This is a genomic window from Pseudomonas sp. P7758, from assembly GCF_013386485.1.
Classification (GTDB): domain Bacteria; phylum Pseudomonadota; class Gammaproteobacteria; order Pseudomonadales; family Pseudomonadaceae; genus Aquipseudomonas.
The window spans coordinates 36,497-54,119 of sequence record NZ_JACARS010000059.1 but is presented as its reverse complement, the minus strand read 5'-3'; the positions used below and the strand labels follow the sequence as shown (position 1 = coordinate 54,119).

The following is a 17,623-nucleotide window of genomic DNA, read 5'->3' as shown; positions in this document are numbered from 1 at the left end:
AATACATCAGTGACTGATACACCGCCTTCGCGAGCAAGCCCGCTCCCACATTTGGTTCGTGGTGTGCTTGGAAGTAATGACTGGAATAAATTTTGCTCTCAGATGTGATCGCCACGCTTGCCGTGGCGTCATTACTGGCTCAATTTAGCGGCATCGTCCCGGAAGACCCCAGACTTCATGTCATCGACCTCCTTCAAGCAGTCCATGCGGCGCCTTTGGGCACTGGACAAGTTCAGTTACAGCGTACGGGTATTCATCGCCCTGACCGGCAGCATGGCGCTGTGCTGGTACCAGAATGAAATGGCGCTGCTGATCCCGCTGTTCCTGGGGATTATCGCCAGCGCCCTGGCCGAGACCGATGACAACTGGCAAGGCCGGCTCAACGCCCTGGCCGTGACACTGGTGTGCTTCAGCACTGCGGCACTGTCCGTCGAACTGCTTTTCCCTTATCCCTGGATCTTCGCGATCTTCCTGGCTCTGTCCAGCTTCGGCCTGACCATGCTCGGTGCCCTCGGCGAGCGTTATGGGGCGATCGCTTCGGCCACCCTGATTCTCTCGGTCTACACCATGATCGGCGTGGACCAGCGCGGTGGCGCCGTCACCGACTTCTGGCATGAACCCTTGCTGCTGGTGGCCGGCGCCGCGTGGTATGGCGCGCTGTCGGTGTTGTGGCAGGTGCTGTTTTCCAACCAGCCAGTGCAGCAGAGCCTGGCGCGACTGTTTCGCGAGCTGGGGCGTTACCTCAAGCTCAAGTCGTCGCTGTTCGAACCGATCCGCCAACTGGATGTGGAAGCGCGGCGCCTGGAACTGGCGCAGCAAAACGGCCGGGTGGTGGCAGCACTGAACGCCGCCAAAGAGATCATCCTGCACCGGGTCGGCAATGGTCGCCCGGGCTCCAAGGTCAGCCGCTACCTCAAGCTGTACTTCCTGGCCCAGGACATCCACGAGCGCGCCAGTTCCTCGCACTACCCTTACAACGCCCTCGCCGAAGCCTTCTTCCACAGCGACGTGCTGTTCCGCTGCCAGCGCCTGCTGCGCCAGCAAGGCAAAGCCTGCCAGACCCTGGCCGAATCGATCCAGATGCGCCAGCCTTTCGTCTATGACGACAGCTTTGCCGAAGCCCTGGGCGACCTGAATGCCTCCCTGGAACACCTGCGCATCCAGAGCAACCCGGCCTGGCGCGGCCTGCTGCGCTCCCTGCGCGCCCTGGCCGCCAACCTGTCGACCCTGGACCGCCTGCTGGGCGACGCCGCCAACCCCGACAGCCTGGCCGATGCCACCGACAGCAGCCTGCTGGACCGTGCACCGCGCAACCTCAAGGAAATGTGGACGCGCCTGCGCACGCAGCTGACACCAACCTCCTTGCTGTTCCGCCATGCCCTGCGCCTGCCCCTGGCGCTGAGTATCGGCTACTGGATGGTGCACTTGATTCACCCGTCCCAAGGCTATTGGATCATCCTCACCACGCTGTTCGTGTGCCAGCCAAACTACGGCGCCACCCGGCGCAAGCTGGGCCAGCGGATCATCGGCACTGCCATCGGCCTGACCATCGCCTGGGCGCTGTTCGACCTGTTCCCCAACCCGCTGATCCAGTCGATGTTCGCCATTGCCGCCGGCCTGGTGTTCTTTATCAACCGCACCACGCGCTACACCCTGGCGACCGCTGCGATCACGCTGATGGTGCTGTTCTGCTTCAACCAGGTGGGCGACGGCTACGGGCTGTTCCTGCCACGGCTGTTCGATACCTTGCTCGGCAGCCTGATCGCCGGACTGGCAGTGTTCCTGTTCCTGCCGGACTGGCAGGGCCGGCGCCTGAACAAGGTGCTGGCCAATACCCTGACCTGCAACAGCATCTACCTGCGCCAGATCATGCAGCAGTACGCCGCGGGCAAAAGCGACGACCTGGCTTACCGCCTCGCCCGGCGCAATGCCCACAACGCCGACGCCGCGCTGTCCACCACCCTGGCGAACATGCTGATGGAGCCGGGGCACTTCCGTAAGGAAGCGGACGTGGGGTTCAGGTTCCTGGTGCTGTCCCACACGCTGCTCAGCTACCTGTCGGGGCTGGGCGCCCACAGGGAAACCCAACTGCCGGCGGAAGTGCGCGAGCACTTGATCGAAGGCGCCGGGAAGACACTGGCGGCGAGCATCGACGAGATCGCCACCGGGCTGGCGAACAAGCAGCCAATTGCGATTCAGAGTGATGCCGAGGAAGCCTTGGCAGTGGACCTGGAGCAGATGCCGGATGAAATTGACGAAGGGCAGCGGCTGGTGCAGACGCAATTGGCGCTGATCTGCCGGCAACTGGGGCCGTTGCGCACGTTGGCGGCTCACCTGATCAAAGATACCAGCGAAGCCTGAACCCTCTTCGCGAGCAAGCCCGCTCCCACATTCGGCCGAGTTCCACCTTTGGAATGCGGTCGAATGTGGGAGCGGGCTTGCTCGCGAAGGGGCCATTAGCCTCACTACATCCCGTGCTGCTTCATCAACCGCGCATAACTGCCATCCACTTTCATCCTGGCAATCTCCCGATCAAACCCGGCAACAATCTGCTGATGCTGAGGATTTTTCAGGCTAACCAGAATGTGCAGGCTGTTTTCGCTCAGCGGCACCGGCAAAAACTCCACCGCGTTGCGCACGGTGGCGGACTCCCGAGCCAGGTAGTAGCGGGCGACGAATTCGTCCTCCAACGTCAGCCGCACCCGCTGCGCCGCCAGCATGCGCACGGCCATGGCGAAGTTATGCACCGGGACTTTCTGCAATTGCGGATCGGCATCGAACGCCGCTGAATAGGCATAGCCACGCACCACCGCGACGGGGTAGTCGTGCAACTGCTCCAGGTTCTGGTAGTCGATGGGATCGTCGCGGCGCTTGAGAAACAGCACCCGGTTGAGCAGGTATTCGCCGGAAAACTGCCCCAGTTGAGTACGCGCATCGTCGTACCAGGCGTTCACCAATACGTCGTAACGCCCATCGCCCACACCCATCAGGGCGCGGGCCCAGGGCACCTGTTCAAACTCACTGGCATAGCCGGCACGGGCCAGGGCGGTGGTCACGATGTCGGTGGCCAAACCACCATTGACCAGGGTGGCGTCAGTGAACGGCGGCCAGGCATCCGCCACCAGTCGCAAGCGTTCTGCCGCCGCCGCCTGGGCCAGCAACAACAAACCGATCAAAGCAACGGCACGAGAAAATCGCGGCATGCTCAAGTCCTTGGCGGGCATTCTATGGCCTGACCTCTGGGGCAACCCGAGGATTTAACAGTAGCTCATCAATGAGCCTGTACTGCAGATTACACAAAGACGGCAGCGTCGCACGCAGAGAATGATGGCAAATTGATCTCACTCACAAAAAAACCGCAATTTAGACACTCGCCTCCCGCGCGCTTACTATCCTGACCAGACAATCAGCCGAGAGAACACCATGACAGTCGAATGGGTCTGCAAACACCACAGTGACCTGGGCAAGGAGCAGCTGTACGCCATTTTGCGCCTGCGCTCGGAGGTCTTCGTGGTCGAGCAGAAATGCGTGTACCAGGACATCGACGGCCAGGACCTGGACGGTGATACCCATCACCTGATGGCCTGGGATGATGGTCAACTGCAGGCCTACCTGCGCCTGCTGGATCCTGAATCACAGGGTGGTGATGTGGTGATCGGCCGGGTGATCGTTGCGCCGAGCGCGCGGGGTACCGGGCTGGGCCACCAGATGATGGATGAGGCCCTCAGGCAGGCAGAGAAACAGTGGCCCGACGTGCCGATCTATCTGTCGGCCCAGGCGCATTTGCAGGGGTATTACGGGCGGTACGGGTTTGTGGTGGCGGGTGAGGAATACCTTGAGGATGACATTCCACATATAGGCATGCGCCGGGCATGAGGGCCTCTTCGCGAGCAAGCCCGCTCCCACATTTGACCGAGTTCCACCTTTGGAATGCGGTCGAATGTGGGAGCGGGCTTGCTCGCGAAGGCGTCAGCCCGGTCACCCCAAGCCTTCAGGGGTAACCCAACACCTGTTTAATGCTCGCCAGGTTCGCCTCGATCCAGCGCCGATCAATCGCGCCCCAATCACGAATCCGATAGCGCCCGGCATGATTGCGGGCCCCGTCTTCCTGTTCAAACTCACACACAATATCCAGGTCCGCCAACGCCGCAATCGTGTCCTGTGCAGTACGCCGGGGCATGCCCGTCACCTCGGTCAGTGCCGGCACGCTGCTGGCCAGCTGGCTATCAATCAGGTACGCCACATACAGGCGCCGGTAGAAGCTGCTTTTGGTCTTGCTCACATCCATGCTCGATCGCCTTTGAAGGTCAGGGCTTGCCCTGCAGGTCCCGCCAGGTCAGGTACACCCGCAGGTCGAATTCCACCTGATGGTAGCCCGGCAACATGTATTCACAGAGTTTGTAGAACGCCTTGTTGTGGTCCGATTCCTTGAAGTGCGCCAGTTCGTGTACCACGATCATGCGCAGAAATTCCGGCGCGGCTTCCTTGAACAGCGAGGCGATACGGATTTCTTTCTTCGACTTGAGGTTGCCACCCTGCACCCGGGAGATGGTGGTGTGCAGGCCGAGGGCGCGGTGGGTCAGGTCCAGGCGGTTATCGAACAACACCTTGTCGATGGCCGGGGCGTTGCGCAGGTGTTCCTGCTTCAGGGCCTGGGCGTAGCTGTACAGCGCTTTGTCGCTCTGCACGCCATGCCGCTCGGGGTAGCGCTGGGTCAGGTAGTCGCCGAGTTGGTCCTTGGCAATCAACTGGCGCACTTGCTCCTGCAATGCTGGGGGGTAGGCCTGGAGGTATTTCAGCGCGGTCATGGGGTCAACAACGGGTATTTGAATGGGCGCCAGTGTAGCGAATTCAGCGGGCCGCTGCGCGCAGGCGCCAGTCGGCAATTTCATCCGCGATCAACGGCGGCGCCACCTGCGGGCCCTGGATGAACTGGCAGCCGTTGGCCTTGAGCCACTCAACTTGCTCCTGGGTCTCGACGCCTTCGGCAATCACCAGCAGATCAAAATGCCGGCACAATTCGATAATGCTGCGCGCCATCGCCGCGTCCCGGGATGAACCCGGCAGGCGGGCGATCAGCTTCGGGTCGAGCTTGAGGGTGTCGAATTCCAGGTCCCGCAGGTGGGCCAGGGAGCAGTTGCCCGCGCCGAAATCATCCAGGGCAATCCGCACGCCGGCCCGGCGCAACAGCTTGAGCTGCTTGGTGGACTCATCCAGATTGTGCATCAGGCTTTCTTCACTGATCTCCACCTCAAGCTGCCGGCCTTGCAACCCATGTCGCTCCAGCACCTGCTGCAGCTGGCTGGCCAGGTTCGGCATATTGAACTGGCTGCTGCTCAAGCTCACGCTCAGGACCAACTCATCGCTGAACACCCCTGCCCATGCCTGCCGCTGGGCGGCCACCTGCTGGTAGATCCAGGTGCTCAACTGGCTGATCAGCCGCGCCTCTTCGAGCAACGGCAGAAACAGCCCCGGCGGCACATCGCCGACACTCGGGTGCTGCCAGCGCAGCAGCGCTTCGACGCCCCGCAGATGGCCGTCGTGCAACGACACCTGCGGCTGGTACACCAGGGTGAAATCCTTGCTGTCGATGGCGCTGCGTACGCTGTCTTCGAGCATCAGGCGCGAGCGGGCCCGGCCGTTCATTTCCTGGTCGTAGTAGCGATATTGCTGACGCCCGGCGCGCTTGGCCTCGTACATCGCGACGTCCGCCGCGCGCAGCAGGCCGTTGAGGTCCGAGCCGCAGTCCGGGAAAGTGGCGATGCCGATACTGACGCCCAGCATCACATCCAGACCGTCGACCTGCTGACAGATCGACACCCGTTCGATCAGTTTTTCCGCAATCTTGGCCGCCTGCTCCGGGAATTCCAGCTCCAGCAGCGCGGTGAATTCATCCCCGCCCATGCGCCCGAGAATGTCGTAGGAGCGCAGGCACGCCTTCAACTGTTCCGAGACCCAGCGCAGCACGCGGTCTCCGGCGTCGTGGCCGAGGGAATCGTTGACCCGCTTGAACCCGTCCAGGTCCAGGTACAGCAGCACCAGCGACTGCTCGATACGCTCGCTGCGCAACAGCACATTCTCCACCGACTGGTGAAACCCACGCCGATTGAGCAGGCCCGTCAGCGGGTCGGTGACGGCCTGGAACTCCAGTTGCTGATGCAGATGGCGCACCTCGGACATGTCCAGCACCGTGACCACCATGGCTTTCTGCTCGGCCGGCAGCGGGGCGCACGACATCGCCACGGGCAACTGCTGGCCGGGCGCGGTGCGCAAGATGGCGTCGTGCAGGCGCCAGGTTTCACCACGTTTGTAGCCTTCATACAAGGCAGAATCGGACCACCCAGGCACATGGGGCTTCTGTAGGAAGCCCAGGAACTCGGCACCCTGGATCTCAGCGACCGGCGCATTGATCAGCCGCGAAATCGCCGGGTTGGCGTAGCTGATCACGCCGTCTTCGCCCACCACCAGGATGCCTTCGGCGGCATTGTCGAGCACCGAGGCATTGAAGGCCCGGGCCGATTCCAGATCGTGACTCAGGCGCTGCAAGGCACGGCGGTTGCGCTGGTGCTCCAGCAGGGCCTGGACCTTGGGCTTGAGGATATTCGGGTCGAAGGGTTTCAGCAGATAGTCGATCGCGCCGCTGGCATAGCCTTCCAGCATCGCCGCCGGCGATTGGGCGTGAGCGCTGAGAAAGATGATCGGGGTCATTTGTGTGCGTTGGCTGCCGCGCATCAGCCGGGCCACCTCGAACCCGTCCATGCCGGGCATCATCACATCCAGCAACACCAGGTCGACGTCGTGTTCGAGCAGCAATCCCAGGGCTTCCACCCCGGAGGCCGCCGTCACCACATGCCAATCTTCACGCTGCAATAGCGCACGCATGCTGATCAGGTTTTCGGGATAGTCATCGACCACCAAAAGCACTGAACAACCATCGCGAGGCTTGATTGGAGCGCATTCCATTGCTGCTTCTCTTTCGTCGGAGTCATTCCGGTCATTTTTGCGACAAAACCGGATAAACAATAAGGGCTCACTCTAGCCCTGGATCCCATAAAGCAGAAGCCACGACGGTGCCATCATTGCGCCAAAGCCCAGACAACCGACTAACGGTCAGTGTCTACAGCCCGCGGTTTACGGGAAACATGGCTTTTTGACATTTCATTGGCGCCAACAATCCGCCACAAAGCCATTAACAATCCATTTCGAGCCACCTATAAAGAAAGTGCCGGCTCCCGAGCCAAGGCCTTCTCTCCCCGTTAAAGGCGTATTCAATGATTGATCTGTCCACCTGGAACCTGAGCATCCCCGTCGGCTCCCCGCCCTCGACCATCGACACGCCGAAACTGCTCAGCGGGTTCAAGGACCAATACTTCCAGGCCGAAGGCAGCAGCGTGCAATTCTGGACCCCGGTGACCGGCACGCGTACCGAGAACGCCGTTTACCCTCGCAGCGAACTGCGGGAAACCTACGCCGACGGCCGCCTGCGCAACTGGCTGTACAGCGACGCCGACAATTTCCTGCGTGCCACGTTGGCGGTCAACAAGGTGCCGTCGTCCGGCAAGGTGGTGATCGGTCAAATCCACGCCTACGAAAGCCAGAAGCCACTGATCAAGGTCGAATACCAATACAAGGAAAAAACCCAGACCGGCAACATCGTCGCCAAGGTGCGCATGCGCCCTGACGAGTCGGAAGGCCGGGTGATCATCGTCGCCGAGAACGTACCGCTGGACCGCGACTTCACCTATGTCATCCACCTGAACAAGGCCGGATTGTTGAGCGTCGACGCTGCCAATGGGCAATGGAACGAACGCATCGGCGCTGCGTGGGGCAAACAACCGCTGTACTTCAAGGCCGGTGCCTACGTGCAGGACAACAGCGGCAACAGCAAGGAAGGCGCCCGCGTGACGTTTGCCAAGCTGGACATTGACCACGACTGAAGCTGATTCGCTTCAGCGACCGGTCCCACGACGCTTTAGGACAGAACCGCGACCCAGGGTCTCGACTTTCTTGTAGGACAATCCGAGTATGGCGCCGCGCACGCGCACTACCCCCTACAAGAAAGTCATGGAGACTGCCCAATGCCCTTTTCCCGCACCCTGCTCGCCCTCTCTATGGGCATGGCACTGCTGCAAAACCCGGCCTTCGCCGCCCCGCCCCTCTCGATGGCCGACGGGGTGGCCCAGGTCAATATCCAGGACAGCAACGCCTGGGTCGAAATCAACAAGGTCGCCTTCGAAAACAATATCCGCACCCTGCAAGCCAGCCTCGCTGACAAGTCGAAAATCTGCGCCGTGCTCAAGGCGGACGCCTACGGTCACGGCATCGGTTTACTGATGCCCTCGGTGATCAAACTGGGCGTGCCCTGCGTCGGCATCGCCAGCAACGAAGAAGCCCGCGTGGTCCGTGAAAGCGGCTTCAAGGGCCAACTGATCCGCGTACGCACCGCCGCCCTGAGCGAGCTGGAAGCTGCTTTGCCGTATAACGTCGAAGAGCTGGTGGGCAATCTGGACTTCGCCGTGCGCGCCAGCCTGATCGCCGAAAACCACGGCCGCCCACTGGTCGTGCACCTGGGCCTGAACTCCAGCGGCATGAGCCGCAACGGTGTGGAAATGACCACCGCCCAGGGCCGCCGCGACGCCGTAGCCATTACCAAGGTGCCAAACCTGCAGGTGACGGCGATCATGACCCACTTCGCCGTCGAAGACGCCGCCGACGTGCGCACCGGCCTCAAGGCGTTCAACGAACAAGCCAACTGGCTGATCAACGTCGCCCAGCTCGACCGCAGCAAAATCACCCTGCACGCCGCCAACTCCTTCGCCACCCTGGAAGTGCCCGAGTCGCGGCTGGACATGGTTCGTCCGGGCGGCCTGCTGTTTGGCGATACCGTACCGTCGTTCACCGAATACAAGCGGGTGATGCAGTTCAAATCCCACGTGGCGTCGGTCAACAGCTACCCGAAAGGCAACACCGTAGGCTACGACCGCACCTACACCCTGGCGCGGGATTCGAAACTGGCGAACATCACCGTGGGTTATTCCGACGGCTATCGCCGGGCGTTTACCAACAAAGGCATCGTGCTGATCAACGGGCACCGGGTGCCGGTGGTGGGCAAGGTGTCGATGAACACCCTGATGGTCGATGTCACCGACGTGCCGACCGTGAAGAGCGGCGATGAGGTGGTGTTGTTCGGCAAGCAGGGCGCGGTGGAGACCAGCCAGGCGGAGGTTGAAGACATCAACGGTGCGTTGCTGGCGGATCTGTATACGGTGTGGGGTAACTCGAATCCGAAGGTGCTGGTGGAGAACTAAGTCTCCTCACATCTCGTAGGCACTGTCCTATGGACCCAAGGATCATTCGGTGATTAACACAATCACTTAAACAACACTTATCCCTGTGGGAGCTGGCGGTGCGGTGAACCGGAGCGCCGCTTATAGTTCGCCCCGTCGCCGGCATTGAACGGCGATAGGGTTTCGCAGCCCTACAGAGTTAATACCGTACCCGTCAAAATACGACATAGGCAGTCCTGCCAATGCTCGGCTTTTTATGGCGGTTGTACGTGGGAGACCTTCGGGTCTGCCGGGTCTTAACTCCTCGGTCTGCGAACCCGCGTACAGCTGCCACCCTATTTGTTTCGCAGCAAACGGTGGCCAATTTTCTTTTGAGTTAAGGATTTGCCATGAAGCCACAACTCCCACCCCGCCGTTTCACCCCTTGCACCGAAACAGCCACCGAATACCCCGTGCTATTGATCGACAGCGATGCACCACTCACGGACCTGCACGCCTGCCTGCGTGAACGCCTCAACGCCGCCCTCGAACACCTCAACCTGATGGCCTGCTCCAGCCTGCCCGATTTTGCGGAGCGTGACCTGAACCACGTAGCCAACACCGCCCGCATCCTGGTGCAGGACGTAAGCGACGTATTCCGCGTCATCGAATACCGCGGCTTCGACACCCCCGCAGCCGCCTGATCAAATTTCAGCCACAAAAAAGCCCGCATCGCTGCGGGCTTTTCATTAACGCGTAAGGCTTAGTTGACCTTGGCGTTCAACTCACCTTTCAGGTAACGCTGGTACATCGCTTCCAACGAGATCGGCTTGATCTTCGAAGCGTTGCCCGCAGTACCGAAGGCTTCGTAACGTGCGATACATACATCACGCATGGCAGTCACGGTAGCGCCGAAGAATTTACGTGGGTCAAATTCGCTCGGGTTGGTGGCCATCAGGCGACGCATCGCACCGGTGGAAGCCAGGCGCAGGTCAGTGTCGATGTTGACCTTACGCACGCCGTACTTGATGCCTTCGACGATTTCTTCAACCGGCACGCCGTAGGTTTCTTTGATGTCGCCGCCGTACTGGTTGATGATCGCCAGCCACTCTTGCGGTACCGAGGAAGAACCGTGCATCACCAGGTGGGTGTTAGGGATGCGCTTGTGGATTTCCTTGATGCGGTCGATGGCCAACACGTCGCCGGTAGGTGGCTTGGTGAATTTGTAGGCGCCGTGGCTGGTGCCGATGGCGATGGCCAGGGCGTCAACCTGGGTCTTTTTCACGAAGTCGGCGGCTTCTTCCGGATCGGTCAGCATTTGGCTGTGATCCAGTACGCCTTCGGCGCCGATACCGTCTTCTTCACCGGCCATGCCGGTTTCCAGGGAACCCAGGCAGCCCAGCTCGCCTTCAACCGAAACGCCGCAGGCGTGAGCCATGGCCACGGTTTGTTGGGTGACGCGTACGTTGTATTCGTAGTCGGTCGGGGTCTTGCCGTCTTCGCCCAGGGAACCGTCCATCATTACCGAGCTGAAGCCCAACTGGATGGAGCGCTGGCACACGTCAGGGCTGGTGCCGTGGTCCTGGTGCATGCACACCGGGATGTGCGGGAATTCTTCGATCGCGGCGAGGATCAGGTGACGCAGGAACGGGGCACCGGCGTATTTGCGCGCGCCGGCCGAAGCCTGGACGATCACTGGAGAGTCAGTCTTGTCAGCGGCTTCCATAATGGCGCGCATCTGCTCAAGGTTGTTGACGTTGAAGGCTGGAACGCCATAGCCGAATTCGGCTGCGTGGTCCAACATCTGGCGCATGCTGATAAGTGCCATTGTGAGTCTCTCTCCCGGTCGAGGGTCGTTAATCGTGCAAGCCTGCCGTAGCGGCGGCTGCTATTCAAGTTATTGAAGGTCAGGCTTTCAAAGCCTGCCCTGCTTAATCGTTAAACCTGTCTGTAGGACCCGGCTTGCCGGCGATGGCGGCTGACGCTATCGCCGGCAAGCCGGCTCCTACGGGTGATCGCGGCGTGTTATTGCGCTTTACAGCCACGCCCGATCAAATCATCGGTGGCAACCCAGTAAACCAGGCCTTCCTCACCTTTTGTGTGAAACGCCAACTGGCCGTCGCTGTACAGCACGCCCGAGGCCGCCACATCCTGCTTGAGGCGATACACCTGGTCCGAGCCGCCGAGGCGCACATCCACGTGGGTGCGGGCCTGGTCGGCAAACCGCCAGTTGACTTGCGCCTGGCTGTCACACGTCCAGGTGGTCCACTTGTCTGCCGGCTCTGCCTTCTTGTCGAACATGTTCAGGTTGGTGCATCCGGCCAATAACGCCAGTGCCGCCAGGGCGAAAACGCCTTTCATTGCCAATCCTCAAGCGGCGACCTGCGGCCACCGCGGCTGTCGGTTAGTGAATCAGACCCGTCAAGGGCAACCCTGTTCCTGACCGTTGGGCGCAGAGTCGTATTTCTCCAACCCGTCCGGCCCGATGCGCTTGTTGATCACCGGCATGGTTTCGGCTTGCCAGTCAGCCTGGTAGCAACTCTTTTGCCGAGCCGCCCCGGCCTTTTCAGACTCGGGCGCCGCTTTCGGCGTGCTGCCGCAGCCGGCCAGCAGGCCCGCTGCAATCACCAGTGCCAACGACCTGATCATCGGAATGCTCCTTTTCCTCGGCAAGTGCCTTATCCCTTGGCCCGGCTTTCCAGCACTTCGACAGCCGGCAGTACCTTGCCTTCAACGAATTCGAGGAACGCACCACCCCCCGTAGAAATGTAGGAGATCTGGTCAGCAACGCCATATTTATCGATGGCCGCCAGGGTGTCGCCACCGCCGGCGATGGAAAATGCCGAGCTTTCAGCGATGGCGTGGGCCAGCACTTTGGTGCCGTTGCCGAACTGGTCGAACTCGAACACGCCGACCGGGCCGTTCCACAGGATGGTCTTGGACGACTTCAGCAGTTCAGCGAAGTTGGCTGCCGTTTGCGGGCCGATGTCCAGGATCATGTCGTCAGCGGCAACGTCAGCGATCAGCTTGACGGTGGCTTCGGCGCTTTCAGCGAATTCCTTGGCCACCACCACGTCTACCGGCAGCGGCACGCTGACCTTGGCGGCGATGGCGCGGGCGGTGTCCAGCAGGTCCGGCTCGTACAGCGATTTGCCCACCGGGTGACCGGCAGCGGCCAGGAAGGTGTTGGCAATGCCGCCGCCGACGATCAGCTGGTTGCAGATCTGGCTCAGGCTGTTCAGCACGTCGAGCTTGGTGGACACCTTGGAGCCGGCAACGATGGCGGCCATCGGTTGGGCCGGAGCGCCGAGGGCCTTGCCCAGTGCGTCCAGTTCAGCCGCCAGCAACGGGCCAGCTGCGGCAACTTTGGCAAACTTGGCCACGCCGTGGGTCGAACCCTCGGCACGGTGCGCGGTGCCGAAGGCGTCCATCACGAACACGTCGCACAGGGCAGCGTATTGCTGGGCCAGTTCGTCGCTGTTCTTTTTCTCGCCCTTGTTGAAGCGCACGTTTTCGAACAGCACGATGTCGCCAGCCTTCACGTCCACACCGTTCAGGTAGTCGGCAACCAGCGGCACGTCGCGACCCAGGGCCTTGCTCAAATATTCAGCTACAGGCTTGAGGCTGTTTTCTGCCGAGAATTCACCTTCGGTCGGACGACCCAAGTGGGAGCAGACCATCACGGCCGCACCTTTTTCCAGGGCCAGCTTGATGGTCGGCAGCGAGGCCAGGATTCGCGCATCGCTGGTGACAACACCGTCCTTGACTGGGACGTTGAGGTCTTCGCGGATCAGTACGCGCTTACCTTGCAGATCGAGGTCGGTCATCTTCAACACGGTCATGGGGGGCAATTCCTGAGAGCTAAAGTTGTGGAGAGGCTGTTTGCAGATAGTGTTCTGCAACGTCCAGCATTCGGTTGGCAAAACCCCATTCGTTGTCGAACCAAGCCAGGATGTTCACCAGCCGTGGGCCGGAAACGCGGGTCTGGCTGGCATCGACGATGGCCGAATGCGGGTCGTGGTTGAAATCACAGCTGGCGTGCGGCAACTCGGTGTAGGCCAACAGGCCTTTGAGCGGGCCGCTGGTGGCGGCGTCGCGCAGGATCCGGTTGACTTCGCCGGCGTCGGTGTCGCTGACGGTTTGCATGGTGATGTCCAGGCAAGACACATTCACCGTCGGTACCCGTACGGCTTTGGCCTGGATTCGCCCGGCAAGTTCCGGCAACAGTCGCTCGATACCGCGCGCCAGGCCGGTGGACACCGGAATCACCGACTGAAACGCCGAACGCGTACGGCGCAGGTCTTCATGGTGGTAAGCGTCAATCACCGGCTGATCGTTCATTGCCGAGTGAATGGTGGTGATCGACACGTATTCCAGGCCAATCGCCTGGTCCAGCAGGCGCAACAGCGGCACGCCGCAGTTGGTGGTGCAGGAGGCGTTGGACACCAGCAATTCGGCGCCGGTCAGGCAATCCTGGTTCACGCCGTAGACGATGGTGGCGTCGACATCCGCCTCGCTGGCCATCGGCTGGGAAAACAGGACCCGTGGTGCGCCGGCGTCGAGAAACCGCTGGCCGTCGGCACGGGTGTGATAGGCACCGGAGCATTCCAGCACCAGGTCGACGTCCAGCGCCGCCCAGTCGATGCCCTCAGGGGTGGCACTGCGCAGGACCTTCACGCAGTTGCCATTAATATGCAGACAATCGTCCTCGACCCGCACTTCGCCGGGGAACCGGCCGTGGGTGGAGTCAAAGCGTGTCAGGTATTCGATGCTGGCCATGTCCGCCAGATCGTTGATCGCGACAATTTCAAACCCGGCCGCCGGCCCTCGCTCGAACAGAGCACGCAAGACGCAACGACCAATCCGGCCGTAGCCGTTGAGTGCAACTTTGTAGGGACGCGGTTGAGGCATGGGGTTCTCGCATTGTGGGCGACACAAACCTTTGCAGGAACTCGCTTGTGTGGCGAGGGAGCTTGCTCCCGCTGGAGTGCGAAGCACTCCCAGACCGGCTGACGAGGTGTATCTGACACATCTCGATCGCACGGCTTGGGGCCGCTTCGCAGCCCNNGCTCCCTCGCCACAACAAGCTCGCTCCTACAAGGGGACGCGCTTTAGTCTTCCAGCAGCTCTTCAGCCTGACCCAGGATGTTTTCCAGGGTGAAACCGAACTCTTCGAACAACGCTGGCGCCGGCGCCGACTCACCGTAGGTGGTCATGCCGATCACGCGGCCTTCCAGGCCCACGTACTTGTACCAGTAGTCGGCGTGAGCCGCTTCGATGGCGATACGTGCGCTGACTTGCAACGGCAACACCGATTGCTTGTAGTCGGCGTCCTGGGCTTCGAAGACGCTGGTGCACGGCATGGAAACCACACGCACGTTACGACCGGCGGCAGTCAGCTTGTCGTACGCCTGAACCGCCAGGCCCACTTCCGAACCGGTGGAGATCAGGATCAGCTCCGGCTCGCCGATGCAGTCTTTCAGCACGTAGCCACCACGGCTGATGCCTTCGATCTGCGCCGCGTCGCGGGTTTGGTGCTGCAGGTTCTGACGGGAGAAGATCAGCGCCGAAGGGCCGTCCTTGCGCTCGATTGCGTGCTTCCAGGCCACAGCCGATTCGACCGCGTCCGATGGGCGCCAGGTGTCCAGGTTCGGCGTGGTGCGCAAGCTGGTCAATTGCTCGACCGGCTGGTGCGTCGGGCCGTCTTCGCCCAGGCCGATGGAGTCGTGGGTGTAGACGAAGATCACACGCTTCTTCATCAACGACGCCATGCGTACGGCGTTGCGGGCGTATTCCATGAACATCAGGAAGGTCGCGCCGTAAGGCACCAGGCCGCCGTGCAGGGCAACGCCGTTCATGATGGCGCTCATGCCGAACTCGCGCACGCCGTAGTACATGTAGTTGCCGCTGGCGTCTTCCGCCGAGACACCTTTGCAACCTTTCCACAGGGTCAGGTTGGAACCGGCCAGGTCAGCCGAACCGCCGAGGAACTCAGGCAGCAGCGGGCCGAACGCGTTCAGGGTGTTCTGGCTGGCTTTACGGCTGGCGATGGTTTCGCCCTTGGCCGCCACTTCGGCGATGTAGGCCGAGGCCTTTTCAGCGAAGTCGGCAGGCAGGTCACCGGCCAGGCGGCGAACCAGTTCGTTGGCCAACTCAGGGAATTCGGCGGAGTAGGCCGCGAAACGCTGGTCCCACTCGGCTTCGACCGCCAGGCCGGCTTCCTTGGCGTTCCACTCGGCGTAGATGTCAGCCGGGATTTCGAACGGGCCGTGGTTCCACTTCAGCGCAGCGCGGGTCAGGGCGATTTCCGCGTCACCCAGTGGGGCGCCGTGGCAATCTTCCTTGCCTTGCTTGTTCGGCGAACCGAAACCGATGGTGGTCTTGCAGCAGATCAGGGTTGGCTGCTCGCTCTTGCGGGCGGTGTCGATGGCGGTCTTGATCTCTTCAGGATCGTGGCCGTCGACGTTGCGGATCACCTGCCAGTTGTAGGCTTCGAAACGCTTAGGCGTGTCGTCGGTGAACCAGCCTTCGACTTCGCCGTCGATGGAGATGCCGTTGTCATCGTAGAAGGCGATCAGCTTGCCCAGGCCCAGGGTACCGGCCAGGGAGGCGACTTCGTGGGAAATGCCTTCCATCATGCAGCCATCACCGAGGAACACGTAGGTGTGGTGGTCGACAATGTTGTGGTTCGGGCGGTTGAACTGCGCAGCCAGCACTTTTTCAGCCAGGGCAAAACCCACGGCGTTGGCCAGGCCCTGGCCCAGTGGACCGGTGGTGGTCTCAACGCCAGGGGTGTAGCCGTATTCCGGGTGGCCCGGGGTGCGGCTGTGGATCTGGCGGAAGTTTTTCAGGTCGTCGATGGTGACGTCGTAGCCGGTCAGGTGCAGCAACGAGTAGATCAGCATCGAGCCGTGGCCGTTGGACAGGATGAACCGGTCACGGTCGGCGAACGACGGGTTGCTCGGGTTGTGTTTCAGGTAGTCACGCCAAAGTACCTCGGCGATATCCGCCATGCCCATCGGGGCACCGGGATGGCCGCTGTTGGCTTTTTGCACGGCATCCATGCTGAGGGCACGAATGGCGTTGGCACGCTCACGACGGCTGGGCATCGCTGATCTCCTGGAGGTTGAATAAAAGAAACGGAAAAAAGGATCGGCATTTTCCCTCAGCCACGGCCCTCGGGGCAATGACAGATAGTCACTTGGGGGTGTTTTTCCTGCGGATTGCCTGGAGAAACCGCCCCCCGCTTCGTCCATGGGTTATAGCGGCTGCTTATAACCACCGATTATCGACCAATATCAAAACTTTTTGATATTGCCCTTGCGGGGTTTTCCCACCGTCACTAGACTGCTGGCCTTATGAACCTGAGCGCACCTTCCATTCGACCCGAAGACAGCGACGAGCTGGCGGCCCTGTGTAAGGCCGGTGGCGATCCGTTGCGCCTGAATGTGTTGCGCGCGCTGACCAACGATTCGTTCGGGGTGCTGGAGCTGGCGCAGATCTTCGCCATCGGCCAATCCGGCATGAGCCACCACTTGAAGGTACTGGCCCAGGCCGACCTGGTGGCGACCCGCCGCGAGGGCAATGCGATTTTTTACCGTCGCGCCCTGCCCCACACCGAGCAACTGGGCGGCAAGCTGCACGCCGCGCTGCTCGAAGAAATAGACAGCCTGGCGCTGCCGGCTGACGTGCAGTCGCGCATCAGCCAGGTGCACGGGCAACGTGCTGCCGCCAGCCAGGACTTTTTCTCACGGGTAGCCGAGAAGTTTCGCGCCCAGCAGGATCTGATCGCCGGCTTGGCGCAATACCGCGAAAGCGTGCTGGCACTTTTGGACAAGCTGAGCTTCAGTGATGAGGCTACGGCGGTTGAAGTGGGCCCGGGTGATGGCGGCTTCCTGCCGGAGCTGGCGCGGCGCTTTCATCAGGTCACGGCGCTGGACAACAGCCCGGCGATGCTGGAGCTGGCCCGCCAATTGTGTGAGCGCGAAGCGCTGGGCAATGTCCACCTGCAGTTGGCGGACGCCCTGAATGACACCAGCCTGCGGGCCGATTGCGTGGTGCTGAACATGGTCCTGCACCATTTCGCCGCCCCGGCAGACGCCCTCAGGCAGATGGCGAATTTGCTGCAACCAGGCGGCAGCCTGTTGGTCACGGATTTATGCAGCCACAACCAGAGTTGGGCCAGGGAAGCCTGCGGTGATCTCTGGCTGGGTTTTGAACAGGACGATCTGGCCCGTTGGGCCACCGCTGCGGGACTCGTTCCCGGGGAAAGCCTCTATGTAGGTTTACGTAATGGTTTCCAGATTCAGGTCCGCCATTTTCAGCGGCCGGCTGGCGACACTCACCATCGGTAAATA

Annotated in this window: 16 protein-coding genes; 6 read left to right on the top strand and 10 right to left on the bottom strand. The window is 61.3% G+C overall.

From position 1 onward, the window contains the following. Positions 1 to 177 precede the first annotated feature (177 nt). Positions 178 to 2,361 carry a YccS family putative transporter gene (gene yccS / locus HX873_RS13125; RefSeq protein WP_003216889.1) on the top strand — a complete coding sequence of 728 codons (2,184 nt, stop codon included), beginning with the start codon at positions 178 to 180 and terminating at the stop codon, positions 2,359 to 2,361. A 104-nt stretch (positions 2,362 to 2,465) separates the two neighbouring features. Here yccS and HX873_RS13120 read toward each other — a convergent pair whose 3' ends face one another. Continuing rightward, on the bottom strand, positions 2,466 to 3,203 hold the full coding sequence (locus HX873_RS13120; RefSeq protein ID WP_177035279.1) for an ABC transporter substrate-binding protein: 738 nt from the start codon (positions 3,201 to 3,203) through the stop codon (positions 2,466 to 2,468). Between the two features lie 220 nt (positions 3,204 to 3,423). Between HX873_RS13120 and HX873_RS13115 the strand changes: the two genes are divergently transcribed. Next, positions 3,424 to 3,876, top strand: coding sequence for a GNAT family N-acetyltransferase (locus HX873_RS13115; RefSeq protein ID WP_003216885.1), 453 nt, complete (start codon positions 3,424 to 3,426; stop codon positions 3,874 to 3,876). Positions 3,877 to 3,991: 115 nt separating this feature from the next. Here HX873_RS13115 and HX873_RS13110 read toward each other — a convergent pair whose 3' ends face one another. From HX873_RS13110 to HX873_RS13100, 3 genes are read right to left on the bottom strand one after another with little or no spacing between them, the layout of a single operon-like run. Continuing rightward, positions 3,992 to 4,288, bottom strand: coding sequence for a helix-turn-helix domain-containing protein (locus HX873_RS13110; protein ID WP_008434063.1), 297 nt, complete (start codon positions 4,286 to 4,288; stop codon positions 3,992 to 3,994). Positions 4,289 to 4,307: 19 nt separating this feature from the next. Further along, entirely contained in the window at positions 4,308 to 4,808 is a 501-nt protein-coding gene (locus HX873_RS13105) for a M48 family metallopeptidase (RefSeq protein WP_003216881.1), read from the bottom strand. 43 nt (positions 4,809 to 4,851) lie between these two features. Then, positions 4,852 to 6,963 (bottom strand): bifunctional diguanylate cyclase/phosphodiesterase, encoded by a 2,112-nt coding sequence (locus HX873_RS13100; protein ID WP_177122760.1) that lies wholly within the window; start codon positions 6,961 to 6,963, stop codon positions 4,852 to 4,854. Between the two features lie 308 nt (positions 6,964 to 7,271). On the opposite strand from HX873_RS13100, the gene HX873_RS13095 reads away from it, so the two are divergent. From HX873_RS13095 to HX873_RS13085, 3 genes are all read left to right on the top strand, one after another. Beyond that, a complete protein-coding gene (locus tag HX873_RS13095; RefSeq protein ID WP_003216876.1) occupies positions 7,272 to 7,937 on the top strand; it encodes a polysaccharide lyase family 7 protein in 666 nt (221 codons plus the stop codon). Positions 7,938 to 8,078: 141 nt separating this feature from the next. Then, positions 8,079 to 9,308 (top strand): alanine racemase, encoded by a 1,230-nt coding sequence (alr, locus tag HX873_RS13090; RefSeq protein WP_003216875.1) that lies wholly within the window; start codon positions 8,079 to 8,081, stop codon positions 9,306 to 9,308. Positions 9,309 to 9,676: 368 nt separating this feature from the next. Then, positions 9,677 to 9,970, top strand: a complete 294-nt coding sequence (locus HX873_RS13085) for a hypothetical protein (protein WP_008434070.1) — start codon at positions 9,677 to 9,679, stop codon at positions 9,968 to 9,970. 59 nt (positions 9,971 to 10,029) lie between these two features. On the opposite strand, the gene fba is transcribed toward HX873_RS13085, so the two are convergent. From fba to tkt, 6 genes are all read right to left on the bottom strand, one after another. After that, on the bottom strand, positions 10,030 to 11,094 hold the full coding sequence (gene fba / locus HX873_RS13080) for a class II fructose-bisphosphate aldolase (RefSeq protein ID WP_003177554.1): 1,065 nt from the start codon (positions 11,092 to 11,094) through the stop codon (positions 10,030 to 10,032). A 197-nt stretch (positions 11,095 to 11,291) separates the two neighbouring features. After that, the gene (locus tag HX873_RS13075) at positions 11,292 to 11,627 is read right to left on the bottom strand and encodes an MliC family protein (RefSeq protein WP_177122759.1); all 336 of its coding nucleotides are present in this window, start codon (positions 11,625 to 11,627) and stop codon (positions 11,292 to 11,294) included. A gap of 60 nt (positions 11,628 to 11,687) precedes the next feature. Further along, entirely contained in the window at positions 11,688 to 11,915 is a 228-nt protein-coding gene (locus HX873_RS13070) for a hypothetical protein (RefSeq protein WP_008434073.1), read from the bottom strand. Positions 11,916 to 11,944: 29 nt separating this feature from the next. Next, positions 11,945 to 13,108, bottom strand: coding sequence for a phosphoglycerate kinase (locus HX873_RS13065; RefSeq protein ID WP_003216867.1), 1,164 nt, complete (start codon positions 13,106 to 13,108; stop codon positions 11,945 to 11,947). Between the two features lie 19 nt (positions 13,109 to 13,127). Further along, positions 13,128 to 14,177 carry an erythrose-4-phosphate dehydrogenase gene (gene epd / locus HX873_RS13060; RefSeq protein ID WP_008434077.1) on the bottom strand — a complete coding sequence of 350 codons (1,050 nt, stop codon included), beginning with the start codon at positions 14,175 to 14,177 and terminating at the stop codon, positions 13,128 to 13,130. Positions 14,178 to 14,377: 200 nt separating this feature from the next. Further along, positions 14,378 to 16,375 (bottom strand): transketolase, encoded by a 1,998-nt coding sequence (gene tkt / locus HX873_RS13055; RefSeq protein ID WP_102370080.1) that lies wholly within the window; start codon positions 16,373 to 16,375, stop codon positions 14,378 to 14,380. Between the two features lie 249 nt (positions 16,376 to 16,624). Here tkt and HX873_RS13050 point away from each other — a divergent pair, with 249 nt between their 5' ends. Next, a complete protein-coding gene (locus HX873_RS13050; protein ID WP_177122758.1) occupies positions 16,625 to 17,620 on the top strand; it encodes a metalloregulator ArsR/SmtB family transcription factor in 996 nt (331 codons plus the stop codon). Positions 17,621 to 17,623: the final 3 nt, after the last annotated feature.

What these genes read in the sequence shown, in the direction of transcription:
- yccS (WP_003216889.1), top strand. Translation starts at nt 178, where the DNA reads ATGTCATCGACCTCCTTCAAGCAGTCCATGCGGCGCCTTTGGGCACTG.
- HX873_RS13120 (WP_177035279.1), bottom strand. Translation starts at nt 3,203, where the DNA reads ATGCCGCGATTTTCTCGTGCCGTTGCTTTGATCGGTTTGTTGTTGCTG.
- HX873_RS13115 (WP_003216885.1), top strand. Translation starts at nt 3,424, where the DNA reads ATGACAGTCGAATGGGTCTGCAAACACCACAGTGACCTGGGCAAGGAG.
- HX873_RS13110 (WP_008434063.1), bottom strand. Translation starts at nt 4,288, where the DNA reads ATGGATGTGAGCAAGACCAAAAGCAGCTTCTACCGGCGCCTGTATGTG.
- HX873_RS13105 (WP_003216881.1), bottom strand. Translation starts at nt 4,808, where the DNA reads ATGACCGCGCTGAAATACCTCCAGGCCTACCCCCCAGCATTGCAGGAG.
- HX873_RS13100 (WP_177122760.1), bottom strand. Translation starts at nt 6,963, where the DNA reads ATGGAATGCGCTCCAATCAAGCCTCGCGATGGTTGTTCAGTGCTTTTG.
- HX873_RS13095 (WP_003216876.1), top strand. Translation starts at nt 7,272, where the DNA reads ATGATTGATCTGTCCACCTGGAACCTGAGCATCCCCGTCGGCTCCCCG.
- alr (WP_003216875.1), top strand. Translation starts at nt 8,079, where the DNA reads ATGCCCTTTTCCCGCACCCTGCTCGCCCTCTCTATGGGCATGGCACTG.
- HX873_RS13085 (WP_008434070.1), top strand. Translation starts at nt 9,677, where the DNA reads ATGAAGCCACAACTCCCACCCCGCCGTTTCACCCCTTGCACCGAAACA.
- fba (WP_003177554.1), bottom strand. Translation starts at nt 11,094, where the DNA reads ATGGCACTTATCAGCATGCGCCAGATGTTGGACCACGCAGCCGAATTC.
- HX873_RS13075 (WP_177122759.1), bottom strand. Translation starts at nt 11,627, where the DNA reads ATGAAAGGCGTTTTCGCCCTGGCGGCACTGGCGTTATTGGCCGGATGC.
- HX873_RS13070 (WP_008434073.1), bottom strand. Translation starts at nt 11,915, where the DNA reads ATGATCAGGTCGTTGGCACTGGTGATTGCAGCGGGCCTGCTGGCCGGC.
- HX873_RS13065 (WP_003216867.1), bottom strand. Translation starts at nt 13,108, where the DNA reads ATGACCGTGTTGAAGATGACCGACCTCGATCTGCAAGGTAAGCGCGTA.
- epd (WP_008434077.1), bottom strand. Translation starts at nt 14,177, where the DNA reads ATGCCTCAACCGCGTCCCTACAAAGTTGCACTCAACGGCTACGGCCGG.
- tkt (WP_102370080.1), bottom strand. Translation starts at nt 16,375, where the DNA reads ATGCCCAGCCGTCGTGAGCGTGCCAACGCCATTCGTGCCCTCAGCATG.
- HX873_RS13050 (WP_177122758.1), top strand. Translation starts at nt 16,625, where the DNA reads ATGAACCTGAGCGCACCTTCCATTCGACCCGAAGACAGCGACGAGCTG.